Origin of the sequence: Bacillus sp. FSL R5-0434 (assembly GCF_038004745.1) — a bacterium.
GTDB classification, from domain to species: Bacteria; Bacillota; Bacilli; order Bacillales; family Bacillaceae; genus Bacillus; species Bacillus halotolerans.
In genome coordinates, this window is record NZ_JBBORV010000001.1 from 1961804 (window position 1) to 1976532 (window position 14729).

The window sequence follows — 14729 nt, forward strand, 5'->3', positions numbered from 1 at the left end:
ATGCGCGACTCTCTTGCAAAAAGAAAACCGGACAGAGATACGCTTCTGTCCGGCAAGTATTTGTTTAATGTTTATTTGGCAGCACTTTTTGATCTGAATTGATCTTGTCTAAAATATCGAGGATAATATTTGCATTCTTTTCAGCAAATTCACCTTCCAGCATGTCTTTGTGCGCGCCGTACCCGGTGTATTCGGCATAGCCTTCCTCAGCGGCGTCTTGCCATTTCTGTAATACCATAGCCCCGCTCGTTTCGGTTTGAATGCCAGCTTCAATGAAATGAATGTTTGACTTGATACGGCCTTCATTTATTAACTGAGCCCAATATTCCTGATAGCACCTTTTTTTCTGCATCACTGTTTCTCTGACTGCTTCTGGCAGGTATGCGGCTGAGTCGTCGTTTTCGGTATCTGCTGTTATAGACTGATCCTTTTTGTAGGCGTCTACGATAATGAAGTCACTGACTTCTAGTCCTTTCTGCTCCATAGCCTGTACGACCTCAAAAGCCAAGTTTCCGCCCGCGGAGTAGCCTAATAGAACGTACGGCCCTTCTGGCTGTATTTCGGTAATGCGGCTGACGTATTGTTCAATGCGGCTGTCTTCCTCAATAAAATGAAAGCCATACACGGCTGCTTTGTGATTCAGCTGCAATGCCAGGTCTTTAAAATAAATCCCGAAGCCTGAAATCGGCGGGAAGCAGAACAGGTTTTTTCCGCCTTGCTGGTTCAGTTGGATCACATGCTGTTCACCGGCCGCTGACAGCTGATTAGAATAAAGCTTTTCCGCAAGCTGGGCGATCGTCGGATTTTCGAATAAGACATCAATCGGTATATCAATATGCTGATGATGTTTAAGCATGTGTATCACTTGAAGCGCTTTTAGTGAATGTCCGCCAAGACCGAAGAAATCATCATGTATTCCGATCGTTTTAACGCCGAGTACGCTTTTCCAAATTTGCGCCAATTCCTGTTCGACCCAGTTTCTGGGCGGTGTGAGGTCCTGACGATTTTCAGACTCGTTTTCTGGAACAGGGAGTGCGCTGCGATTGATTTTTCCGTTTCCGGTAAGCGGCATACGGTCAACTCGAACCCAGCGCTGCGGAATCATGTAGTCAGGAAGCACTCGTGCTAATGCAGCGCGAATTTCCTTTTCGTTTCTGCTTTCATCACTAACATAATGCATGTATAGCTGCGCCTCTCCATCTGTTTCCAGCAAAGTAACTGCCGCTTCACGTACCCCTTCGATTTCTAACATCCGCGCTTCAATTTCAGCGGGCTCAATCCGTTTTCCGCGAATTTTAATCTGTCTGTCAATCCGGCTGATATATTCTAGGTTCCCATCAGGCAGCCACCGCGCCAAATCACCGGTACGGTATATTCTTTCTCCAGGTATGAAAGGATCAGAAGAAAAAACGGCAGCTGTTACATCATCTCTGTTTAAATAGCCTTTTGCCACCCCGTCACCGCCGACACATAGCTCTCCGGGAACGCCTATTGGCAAGAGACATCCTTTTGCATCTAAGATGAAAGCGGTACAATTGCTGATCGGTTTCCCGATCGGGATGGGAGTGGCGTAGTCTCTTTTAATCTCAAAAAAGGTTGAGAACGTCGTGTTTTCTGTCGGTCCATAGATATTATAAAGCGAAAGCTTCGGACACGCGCGCCTGACAGCGTTTATAAGCTCAGGTGACAGCGCTTCGCCCCCGACATATAGCGTATGAAGCCTGCGAAACATGTCAGCCTGAGCTTGTGCCAGCTGATTAAAAAGAGCGGTTGTCAAAAACAGCACTGTGATGTTGTTTTCAATTAAATACGCGCCAAAACGATCTGGTGTCAGCATTGTTGATTTATCAATGATATGCAGAGTTGCTCCTTTTAAAAGCGCTCCAAACATTTCAAAGGTGACGGCGTCAAAGCTGATGGACCCTGTCAGGATAAACCGGTCATTTACAGAAGCTGATGTGTAATTGCTGTTGCAAACAAGGGACACGACATTGCGATTGGTAATCATAACGCCTTTAGGCCGGCCTGTCGAACCGGAAGTATACATGATGTACGCGAGATCATCCGGGCCAGTGACGATTTCCAAAGGTTTCGTATGTTCTTCAATCATCGCCTCTGCATCTGCAGAAATGAAGGTTCCAGCAAACGCTGTGTTTGGCTCCAGTCCTTTTTGAACAATCAGCATAGCGGCTTTTGTTTCGTCGAGCATATAGCTGATCCGTTCAGGCGGAAGCTCCGCGTCAAGAGGAAGGTATGTCCCCCCTGCTTTTAAAACAGCCAGTACACTAATGATGAATTCAGGAGAATGACCAGACAAAATACCGGCTGTTCCGTTCCGGCGCAGCCCGTTTTCATACAATGTTCTGGCCAGTGCATCCGATTTTTGATCGAGTTCACGATACGAAATGGACCTATTTCCGTAAACCAGAGCTGTTTGATCCGGTGTTTTTACTGCCTGTTCGCGGAATATATCTATCACTGATTTGTTTTTCGGATACGCCGTCGAAGTGTCATTACATTGTGTTAAAATCTGCTCTTTTTCTTTCGGATCAAGAAAGGAAAAGTCTGCAACGGGAATGTCAGGGTGATCTGCAGCTGCTTGTAACGCTTGTGTCAGCTGTCTTTGGATACAGGTCATCCAGGCAGCATCATACACGTGCGCATTATAGCTGAACTTGATGACGAGTTCATCACCCGGAGCAACGACAAGGTTGAAATTGTATCCTGACTGTTCAGACACTTTTACATTGTCTATTTGCAGAGGTGAATCAATCTGATCAGCTGAGTCAGCCATTTTTTGCTGTAACGGATAATTTTCAAAGACAATAATGTGGTCAATCAGTTCCTGTTTTAAGGCGGTGTTTGCCTGAATATCGAATAAAGGATGGCAGGTAAACGGCTCAGCGTCCAGCATATCTTGTTGACAGCGGCTGAGCAGTTCTGCAAACGTTTCTTCTTTGCCTGTTTTAACACGAACCGGAACTGTATTGATAAACAATCCGATCATTGACTCAACACCCGGAATTTCAGATGGTCTGCCTGAAACGACCGCGCCAAAAACGACATCGTCCGTTCGGTTGTAGCGCTGGAGCATGACACCCCAGACCGTTTGAATAAAGGTGGCAAGCGTGACGCCTGTTTGTTTGGCAGTCTCTTTCAGCTTGTCCGTCAGCTTTTGATTCAGAGTGAAAATTAATTCTTCACGGTAATACCCTTCTTTTGCTTCTCTGTCCGTCACCCGAGGCAGCTGTGAGGGGGTGCTGTAATTTTTCAGATAAGCACGCCAGTAGTCTGCTGCCGTTTCTTTGTCTTGTTTTGTCAGCCAAGAAATATACGTGCTGTAGGGGCGAACAGGCTCCAAAGCAAGGTGATTTCCTGTATGGATAGATTGATAGATTTGCATAAATTCCTGCAGAATGATTCCGAGACACCAGCCGTCCATTAAGATGTGATGGTGGCTCCAGACACAGACATGCTCATTTTCCGCTGTTTTGAGCAGAGAAATCCGCATCAGCATGTCTTTTTGCAAATCAAACCCTTTTTTCTTATCTTTCTCCTTAAACTGTTCAATATAATCATTCTGCTCATTCGTTTGCAGGCTGTAAATGTCCTCAGTGTGCAAATGGAATTTCCGTTCTGTCATCACGACCTGCCGAGGCCCCGACAGATTGGGGACGTGCGGCAGAAATACAGTTCTGAAAATATCATGGCGGTCGATGATGGCTTGAATACTGCGCTGAAACATCTCATAGCTAAGGCTTCCTTTTATCGTAAAGAGCGACTGCTCAACATAAGCTCCCTCCTCTTTATGGAGGAAGGAATGAAACAGCATTCCCTCCTGCATATGGCTCAGAGGATAAATGTTCTTGATTTTTTTGGTTTTAACCATATCGCCTGCACCTTTCTATACGGTTTCATTAGTGAAAACTGAGCATATCAGCGATTTCTTGGAGTGCGTCCTCGGTCAGTTCATGATCATCAAAATCGCTGATGGTTTTTTCTGTTTCTGTTTTGTTCAGACAGTGATCAATCAGCTTCAGTAAATAGTGATGGCAATTCTCACAAAGCTGTGCGATTGTTTTATGCTGGAAACGGGATGTTTCGTACGTCATGTTGACTGTCATTTTTCCTTCTGCTGCCATCGCACTGATGTCAAGCGTTTGCTCACGGTTCCAAGAAGTGCTGATATCTTCTCCGGTCCCGAGCGGAGAAAACGAGAAGGTGTTTTCATCAGGCGCTTCAGTTGTACGGCTGTTTTCAAATTGACCCAGATAGTTGAAGCTGATGTCCGCCGTGCCGGTGAAATCAAGGTCAGTTTTCTCAGGCGGGGTCAAATATTTGAGTACACCGTAGCCGAATCCTTTGTCCGGAACGCGTCTCAGTGTATCTTTTGTTGTTTTTAACACATGAACCAAGTATTCTTCTTGATCCTTGTCGGACAAGTCTGAATCTAGTTTGACGAATAATGGATAAATGGCGGTAAACCATCCAACCGTGCGGCTGACATCTATGCCGTCTAACACATCCTCGCGTCCGTGGCTTTCTAATGACAATTTGACGGCGGATTGTTTTGTCCAATCCCGCAAAGCTAGAATCACGGAAGCCAGCAGCATATCTTGCGTATCTGTGTTATATATACTGTTGACGCTTTTTAAAAGCGCATCCGTCTCTTTTGTATTTAGAGAGAATGAAACTGTATCCCGTTTTCTCTCATTTAAAGTTTGAGCGTTCATTTGATCAAACGGCAGTGCTTCTGTTTGATACTCTTCAGCTTCGCGCCAATATGCGAGCTGTTTCATAAGCTGACGGCTTTCAGCATAGTCAGCGAGTTTTTCCGTATATGCTTTGAAAGAGCTTGTTTTAGGCGGCAAATCAATGTCTTCTCCGTTTACAGCCTGACGGTATCCGGTTGCCAAATCCTCCAGCAGGACACGCCATGAGACGCCGTCAACGATGAAGTGATGAGCCGTTAGGAACAAAAAGTCTCCATCATCTGTACGGAAAAGTCCGGCCTGCAATAGCGGCCCTTTTTCCAAATCTATGTTCTGCTGAATGTCACGTACATGATGTTTAATCAGAGATTCATATTCATTGACTTCTGAACCTTTAAGATTGATGATCTGAAGGCTGTACAGCGCGTCGTCTGAATGACTGACCGGCCGATTATATTGAACCCATTTGCCTTGCTCAGACTGTGTGAACACCATTCGCAGCGCATCGTGGTGGATTGTGATGGCTTTTAACGTTTTGCGCAGCGCGTCTTCTTGAACGGAGGTGCTCCGATGCAGCATAACAGATTGATTAAAATGGTGTTTCTCTTTTATATCTTGAGAAAGGAACCATTTCTGAACAGGTGACCACTGTACTTCTCCCTCAACCGGAGCTTGGCTGGCACTAGTATTGGAATCACGGATATATGCTGCCAGTTCTTTAATTGTCGGATGACTGAATAAATCTTTAACTGACATTTGTTTCCCGATTCGATGAAGCCGTGCTGACACCTGTAACGCTTTAATGGAATCTCCTCCGAGCTCAAAGAACGAATCATCAATTCCGATTTTCTCTGCACCGAGCACTTCACCCCATATATCTGCCAGTTTTTGTTCCATCTCGCTGTTCGGTGCATGAAATGTACGTACTTGATTGAATGCCGGTTCTGGAAGTGCCCGGCGATCCAGCTTGCCATTTGGTGACAAAGGAAGCGAGTCCAGCGTTTGAATAAACGCCGGCATCATATATAAAGGCAGCTGTTTTTTTAATTCGGCACGCAGCATTTCTGTATTAAAGTCTTGCTCTGCCACAATGTAAGCACATATTTCGGTTTGAGCAGGCGCTGTTTCGCGAGCAAGGACAACAGCCCCTTTTACTCCGCTTATACGGCGGATAACCGATTCAATTTCTTTCGTTTCTACACGGTGGCCCCTGATTTTTACTTGATCGTCCATTCGTCCTAAGTATTCGATTGTACCGTCTGCCATCCATCTGGCTGCGTCACCTGTTCGGTACATGCGTTTTTCGGGCTGGAATGGGTGCTGAACGAACGTTTTTGCTGTCAGTTCCGGAAGATTGACGTACCCTCTCGCAAGCCCTGTTCCTGCTATACAAAGCTCGCCGGCAACGCCGATTGGCTGAAGCTGATCCCCGTTTAAAATCAGCACTTCAGTATTGTCGATCGGCCGGCCGATGCATACGTTTTTCTGCCGTTCCATATGTCTCATGGCTGTGGTTGCCACACTGTTTTCTGTCGGCCCATATTCATTTGCTAGCTCTGTATTCGGGCATATTTCCATGCTGCGGTCTATCAATTCCCGGTCAGCTGCTTCTCCTGCAAGCGTGACTACTCTAAGCGTCTTCACATCTTCCGGCTGTATGACGTCCAAAAGTGCCCGATATAAAACAGGGACGATAATCATATGTGTAATCCGATGATGAGATAGATCATGCTTAATGGACAAAATATCTTTCGCTTCGTTTTCATCAGGCAGCACTGTCTTTGCACCTGACAAAAGCGGTGTGAACATACTTGTTAAAAAGCCGTCAAACGAAAAAGAAAAGAGCTGAAGGACTGTGTCTGTCTCATTCAAAGCATAAGCATTTCGCCGCCACTGCAGGGTGTTGGCTATTCCTTTATGCTCGACCATCACGCCTTTTGGCTGGCCTGTCGTTCCTGAAGTATAAATGATATAAGCCAAATGCTGAGGGCGTGACACTTGCGGAAGCGGTGATCCGTCGTATGTCTCCGCGGTCTCTATAGCGAATATCTCACCTTCAAAATCTTCAAGTGCTTCTTGCTCCGCAGCAGGTAAAGTGATGAGCAGTTTGGTTCGGCTGTCGTCGAGTATATAGCGTTTCCGTTCCGCCGGGTATTCCGGATCAATCGGGACATAACAGCCGCCGGCTTTCCAAACGCCCAGAATGGCTGCAATCATGCTGAATGAACGAGGCATCATAATTCCGACTGGTGTGTCCGGCTTAACCCCGCGGTCTCGCAGGGCCCATGCAATGCCATTGGACCATTCGTCCAGTTCCTGATAGGTGAGCGTGTTTTCTTTGCTGACGAGTGCAGGAGCATTCGGAGTCAGCGTTGCTTGTTTTTCAAACAGCTGATCGATTGTTTGCACTTTATGTTCATTTTCTTGCCCGCTGTTAAACTCATTCAGCAGTTTGTTTCGCTCTTCATGAGTCAGAATGTCGATATTGTTAAGAAGTGTGTTCGGATTTTTGACAATATGACTCAGCAAATTTGTCAGGTGATATGTCCATTGTTTTATCGTTGCTTTTTGAAAAAGTGCAGTCGAATATTCAAATTGCAAATGAATTTGCTCGTCACCCTCAGAAGCCTGCAATGTGATATCAAACTTAGAAACATGATGAGAAACGCCGGCCGGCTGGAGTTGTATGTCATCCAGCTCCAAAGACTGTTGCTCTGTATTTTGAACGACTAACATGGCATCAAACACTGGATTTCGGCTCATATCCCTTGTTACGCCGAGCTTATCGACAAGCTCTTCGAACGGATAATCCTGGTGTTCGTAAGCTTCCAATGCGGTCTCACGCACTTCCTGCAAAAATTGCGCAAATGGCTTCCCGCCCTCCGGGCGTGTCCGAAGCGCCAGGGTGTTGACGAACATTCCAAGTATCGGCTCAAGGTCTTTGTGAGGACGTCCGGCAATTGGTGACCCGACGATGATGTCTTCCTGTCCGCTTAAGCGCGACAATAACGCTGTGTAAGCTGCCAGGAGCACCATGTACAGGGTGCTTCCGTTCTCGCGTGCGAGTTTGTGAAGCCCGGCTGTGAGTTCTTGATCGAGCGTAAATGAAACTTGATCACCCGCGAAGCTTCGCACCGGCGGCCGGGCGTAATCAGCCGGCAGGTCCAGTACGGGCAGCTCGCCTTCGAGCTGCTTCAGCCAGTATGCCTCCTGCGTCTTGTACGTGTCTCCTTTTTTAAAGGCCTCCTGCCATACGGCATAGTCTTTATATTGAATGTGAAGCGCAGGTAGCTCCTGATTGGCGTACAGCTCCCCGAATTCCCGAATGAGCGTATTGACTGACACACCGTCTGAAATAATGTGATGCATATCGACCAGTAATAGATGCCGCCCGTCTGATACCTTGACGATCCCCGCCCGGAACAGCGGAGCTTGGCTGAGGTCAAACGGCTGAATAAAAGCTGCCGCGGCTTCCTGTTCAGTTTGTCCGCCGAGCACAGAGGTGTGGAATGTAAACGGCACTTCGTCATGGATGCGCTGAACCGGCTCGCCGCCTGTGTCCGTTGTAAAGGACGTCCGCAGTGACTCGTGGCGTTTGATCAGCTTTTTGAATACGGCCTCCATTCTTGTAAGATCCAGCTTTCCTTCCAGCTCCAAGACTGCCGGCATATTGTAGCCTGTGCCTCCATCCTCCAGCTGCTGGAGCACATACATCCGCTTTTGGGCGGAGGAAACCGGGTAGGTCTCGCGTTTTTCAGCCGGCTTAATGGCTTCATACGGACTTTCCGTTCCTTCGCTGATGACAGAAGCCAAACCTTCTACCGTCGGATGGGCAAACACATCCTTCAGCGGCACTTGGACGCCGAATTCCTTAGCGATCCGGGAAACAAGCGCGGTGGCTTTTAAGGAATGGCCGCCCCGGTCAAAAAAGTTGTCGTGAATGCCGACAGGTCCGCTTTTCAGCACTTCCTCCCACAGCTGGGAAAGCTTCATCTCTGTCAGATTTCTCGGCGCTGTGTAGGTTTCCCGATCTGCCGCTCCGTCAGGAGCAGGCAGCGCTTTTCGGTCGAGCTTTCCGCTCGGGGTAACCGGCCATTGTTCCATTTCAATAATATGAGCAGGAATCATATAGCCCGGCAGCAATGCCTCAAGCTGCTTGCGCACTTCATTTCTTCCGAGCCCTTCCGCATATGCACATAATTCCGCCTCGCCGCTTTCTGTACGAACAGTTACAGCCGCTTCCCGCACGCCTTCTATGCTTCTGAGCACCGCTTCGATTTCTCCCGGCTCAATACGATAGCCGCGGATTTTCACCTGGTCATCCAGACGGCCGAGGAATTCAACCTGTCCGTCTGGCAGCCAGCGTGCTAAATCCCCTGTTTTGTACATGCGCTCTCCCGGATAAAATGGATCATCAAGAAAACGTTCTTCTGTTAATTCCGGCCGATTCAAGTAGCCTCTGGCAACCCCGGCCCCGGCGATGTACAATTCTCCGATACATCCAGCAGGCAGCATCCTCTGCTTCTGGTTCAGAATATACAATCTGACATGATGAATAGGTTTGCCAATGGGAATGCGGTCAAGTTTTTCATCCAGCGGGCAATCAAAGAATGCCGCTTCTACAGTAGCTTCGGTAGGCCCATAGGAATTGGTTAATGTAACATCTGGCAGCAATTCACAGAACCGAGAGACAAGATGTGCCCCCAGCTGTTCGCCTCCAGAAAACACCCTCTTCAGCCTGTTCGTTTTGATCGGTGCTGGGCCATTTTTTAGATATTCTAAAAACGCATGAAGCATAGAAGGCACAAAATGCATCGCTGTAATCTGCTGTTCTTCTATGACCTTCAATATCATGTCCGGTTCTTTTTCGCCTCCTTGAGGAAGCAGATAAACAGAGGCGCCAGCATACGGCCACCAAAACAGCTCCCATATCGAAGCATCGAAGGAATACGACGTTTTATGCAAAATGACGTCCGATTGGTTCAAAGGATAGCGGAACTGAAGGGAATTTAAAAAATTCACTGCAGATTGATGTTCAACCTGTACACCCTTAGGTCTTCCAGTAGAGCCGGATGTATAAATCACATAGGCTAAAGAATCCGGATAGACTTCAACATTTGGATTGGACAGACGACGTTTCAGCCCGCTGTTTAATTGACTGAGATGAACGATTTCTCCATCAAAAGCTGGAATTTCTAGATTGTCAGATTGAATAAGGAGAATGCCAGAATCGCTGTCCTTCAGCAAAAAGCGGATCCGTTCCTCTGGATAATCCGGGTCAATAGGAAGATAAGCGCCGCCTGCTTTTAGAATCGCATAAATCCCGATCAGCATTTCAGGGGAACGCCTACCCATAATGGCAACAGTCGTTTCGGCTTTTACTCCGCGGTCGATCAGCTCCCAGGCTACACGGTTAGCCTGTTCGTTCAATTCCTTGTAGGTTATCTCTCCGTCTTCAACGATCACGGCCGGTTGGTCAGGTGTTTTTGCCGCTTGCTGTTCGAGTGCATGGTGCAGGGTCTGTTTCAACGGATAGCCTGTCTCCTCAAGCGGATGGCACGAGTCAATGAAAGACCTTTCTTCTTCTATTGTCAGGATCGGGATATTGTCCAATTCCATGTCAGGACTGGAAGCTGTGTTTTCCACAAGTGTCATAAAAAGGTCGGCCCATCTTTGAACGGTATCTTTTTCAAACAAAGCGGTACTGTATTCAAACTGACAGTACAGCTCAGCCTCATGCTCTGTGACATACAGGGAAATATCGAACTTAGATATCGGATGCTGCAAATCGTTCCATCTAAGCAGCAAATCATTCATTTTCAGCGTTTGCTTTTCCATATTTTGCAGCACAAGTGTTGTATCAAACAGCGGATTCCGGCTCATTTCCCGCTGCACACCGAGTTGATCAACCAGCTCTTCAAACGGATAATCCTGATGCTCATAGGCTTCCAGTGCAGTCTGCTTGACTTCCTTGAGAAAATTTGTAAATGTCTTATTGCCGGCTGGGTGCGTCCGGAGCGCTAATGTATTGACGAACATGCCAAGGACCGATTCAAGATCGGCATGCGGGCGTCCGGCAATAGGCGAACCGATCACGATGTCTTCCTGACCGCTTAACCGCGACAAAAAAGCTGAATACAATGCGAGTAGCGTCATGTACAGCGTGCTCCCATTTTTGCGGGCTAGCTGTTTCAGGCGGGACGTGATTTCTTCATTCATTTGAAATAAAACTTTTCCGCCTGAGAAATTCCGTTCTGCCGGTCGGCGCTTGTCTGTTGGGAGCTCGAGCACCGGCAGCTCACCGCTAAACTGTCTCAGCCAGTAAGTCTCCTGCTTTTTGTATGTGTCTTGCTTTTGAAATTCCTGCTGCCAAACGGCATAATCTTTATATTGGATTCGTAACGGCTTAAGCGTCCGATCTGCATAGCGCTCAGTGAATTCGCGGATTAAAAGCTGAACGGATACACCATCGGAAATGATATGATGCATGTCCACCAGCAACAAATGCTTCTCGTTCGCCAGTTTCACAAGGCCAGCTCTGAATAACGGCGCTTGACTGAGGTCAAATGGACGGACAAATCCAGCAGCAGAGGCTTCTTCACTTAACGTAAACGGAACCTCATTGTGAATACGCTGTACGGGCTCGGCATCTTCTCCCGGCACAAAGGACGTTCGAAGCGGTTCATGCCGGCTGATCAGTTCCTTGAATACAGCAGCCAGTTTTTCGCGATCAAGCTTCCCTTCCAGTTCTAAAACTGCCGGCATGTTGTAGCCGACACCGCCATTATCTAGATGCTGGAGCACGTACATCCGCTTTTGAGCTGATGATACTGGGTACGTCGGTTGTTCTTTTGCCTGTGCAACCGATGCAAAGGGATTTTCCTCTGCATTTCGGACAATGAGAGCCAATCCTTCCACTGTCGGATGGGCAAATACGTCCTTCAGCGGGACTTGAACATGAAATACCTTGGCGATTCGCGACACAAGCACCGTTGCTTTTAACGAGTGTCCGCCGCGGTCAAAAAAGTTATCGTGAATGCCGATCGGGGTTTCCTTCAGCACATCTTCAAACAGCTGCGAAAGCTTTACCTCTAACAGGTTCCGCGGAGCAGCGTATGTATTACTGCTGATTGAAGCTTCCGGTTCTGGAAGAGCTGATTGATCGACTTTTCCGTTCGGCGTCAAAGGAATGCTGTTAACCCAGACCCATTTGGCCGGAATCATATATTCTGGGAGCTCATTTGCCAGATATTGTCGCAAAGCCGAGGCATCCAGCCTGTGCATACTGCAATAATAAGCGCATAACTCATGTTCTTCACCTTGATTTGGCCGGATAAGAATAGCAGCTTCTTTGACCTCTGGATGATTCATTAACGCGATTTCTATTTCTTGCGGCTCGATTCGATAACCTCTGATTTTCACTTGATCGTCGGCTCGACCGATATATTCAAAGCTGCCGTCTTCACGAATTCTCGCTACATCTCCCGTTCGGTACATGACCGCTCCGGGCCTGAAGGGATCGGGTAAAAATTTCTCTCGCGTCAGTTTATCGTTATTGATATAACCTCTGGCCACGCTTGAACCGGAAATATAAAGTTCTCCTGATACTCCCCGAGGCTGCAGCTGTTTTTGGCGATTTAAAATATACAGATCAGTACAATCAATCGGTTTTCCGATCGGAGGAAACTCCGGAATTTGGTCACCCGGATGTATGGTATATGCCGACACTACATGAGTTTCTGAAGGTCCATAATGATTGTGCAAGTACATGCTGCGCTGACGCAAAACATCTTTGAGGAGACTGGAAACGATTAATTGCTCCCCGGCTGTAATCAGGTGTTTTACATCATGAGGAAACGCGTTCGCAAATTCCTGTTCGCTGAAAATCATTTTGATAAAAGCCGTTGGGAGAAACACAATAGTCGTCTGATGCTCTTTTATAAATGCAAACAGCTGCGGCACGTCTCTTTTTATAGCTTCAGGCACGATATGAAGTGTGCCGCCTCCTAGCAATGTTGAAAATATTTCTTGATAGCAGACGTCAAAAGCAGGAGTTGCAAATTGCAAAACATCATTTTCAAAGTCAATGCCAGAGCGAGTGAATTCGAACTGCAGCAAGTTAGCCATATTTCGATGTTCAAATTGAACGCCTTTTGGTTTTCCCGTTGTGCCTGATGTGTAAATCATATAGAGCAGGTCGTCCGCACTATTCACTGAATGTAAGCAGCTGCCGTCTTCGATTTGAATATCTTCTATATAGGTAACATTCAGGCCAGTCTCAAGCAAAGGTGCAAAATGCGCTTGTGAAACGACATGAGAGCAGCCGCAGTCATTTAGAATATAATTTATTCTGTCAGACGGATAATGGGGATCGATTGGAACAATGGCGCCTCCAGCCTTCAATATACCGAGAATACCTGTAATGAACTCAGTTGAGCGTTCCATCATGATTGCGACAGGTTCCTGCCTCATAACGCCTTTTTTCCGCAAATGCTGTGCCAATCTGTTGGCGGATTCGTTCAATTCTTTATAGGTCAGAGAATGCGCTTGATCAATCACAGCCCGCGCGTCAGGCGTTCTTTCTGCCTGTTTTTCAAACATGGCATGGATGGTTTCATAAACTGGTTTGTGATCTTTGATTTCCCCAATCAGCTGCAGCTTTTCAGTGTCTGTTGTGATATCGATGTCTTCGGGTGAGAGGTGCGGATGATCTAAGATTTGGGAAACAGTGTTCAAAAGATGCTCCTTAACAGAAAGCACAAAGGATCGGTCGTGCAGTGCTGCATCATAGCTCATTTTTATATGGATTTCTTCCGCTGGCGCCACCATAAGATAAAAGCTGTAATTGGTTTCATCCGCTACTGTAAAGTTATGAATCTGAAAAAGATCTGAATCAGGCTCCTGGCTGTTCAGCATTTCTATTTCTTTCTGCACCGGATAGTTTTCGAATACAAGAATGTGATCAATCAAACCTTGCTTGACTGCTGAACGGGACTGTATCTCGTATAGAGGATGGTAGCTGTATGCTTCTGCAGCAAGGCGATCCTTTTGCATGTCTTTTACGAGCTGTAAAAATGGCGTTTTTGATCCATGCATCCGTATGGGAATCGTGTTGATGAAAAGCCCGACCATTTGTTCAATTCCTTCAATGTCTGAGGGCCTTCCTGAAATGACAGAACCGAATACCGCGTCATCACTATTGTTATATTTTTGAAGAAGAATTCCCCATAGGGTATGGAAAATTGTACTGAGTGTGACTTCTTCTCTTACGGCAAGCTCTGACAGCCTGCTGCTGTCTTCTTTTGAAAATGAAAATGTAATTTGCTCCTGCCTGCTTGTGCTCTTTGTTTTTTTCTGCTTCGGGAGCAAGGTTTGCTGCTTAATGCCGGAAAGATAATTGTCCCAATAGGAAACAGCTTTCTCTTTGTCTTGCTCCATCAGCCAATTGATATAAGTTCCGTATGGCTGAACGGGCTCCAATGATAATGGAGCCCCTTTTATTTTTGATGCATAAATCTGAAGGAATTCTTTTAGTACAATGCCGAGGCACCAGCCGTCCATCATGATGTGATGAAAGGTCCAAATACAAGTATATTGCCGCTTTCCGGTTCGAATAAGTGTGATGCGCATGAGCATATCTTTTTGCAGATGAAACCCTTTGGCGCGGTCCTTTTCTTTTATTTGTTCGACAAACGCAGATTGGCCCGCTTCATCTAAATGAGCAATGTCCTCCTCCAGTACACTGACAGTCCGTTCCCTCAGGACAACCTGCTGAGGTGAAGAGACATTTTGGCTGATGAAAATCGTTCTGAAAATGTCATGTCTTGCTACTAAAGCATTGATGCTCTCTTGGAAAAACTGCAAATTGACTTCTCCCTCTATTGTAAAAGAGGCTTGTTCAACATATGCCCGTGAATCTTTTTGCAGGAGGGAATGAAAAAGCATTCCTTCCTGCATATAAGACAGCGGATAAATATCCTGTATTGAATTCGCTTTTGTCATGTTCATATCTCCCTG

The 14729-nt window shown here is 46.7% G+C and carries 2 protein-coding genes; both read right to left on the reverse strand.

Annotated elements, in window-relative coordinates; all coding sequences use genetic code 11:
• Positions 1-64: 64 nt before the first annotated feature.
• Positions 65-3889 (reverse strand): fengycin non-ribosomal peptide synthetase FenB, encoded by a 3825-nt coding sequence (fenB, locus tag NYE43_RS09975; RefSeq protein ID WP_341061733.1) that lies wholly within the window; start codon positions 3887-3889, stop codon positions 65-67.
• Between the two features lie 28 nt (positions 3890-3917).
• Entirely contained in the window at positions 3918-14714 is a 10797-nt protein-coding gene (gene fenA / locus NYE43_RS09980) for a fengycin non-ribosomal peptide synthetase FenA (protein ID WP_341061734.1), read from the reverse strand.
• Between the last annotated feature and the right edge of the window lie 15 nt (positions 14715-14729).

Excerpts from the sequence above, each read along its gene's own strand:
- fenB (WP_341061733.1), bottom strand. The coding sequence starts at position 3,889 with ATGGTTAAAACCAAAAAAATCAAGAACATTTATCCTCTGAGCCATATG.
- fenA (WP_341061734.1), bottom strand. The coding sequence starts at position 14,714 with ATGACAAAAGCGAATTCAATACAGGATATTTATCCGCTGTCTTATATG.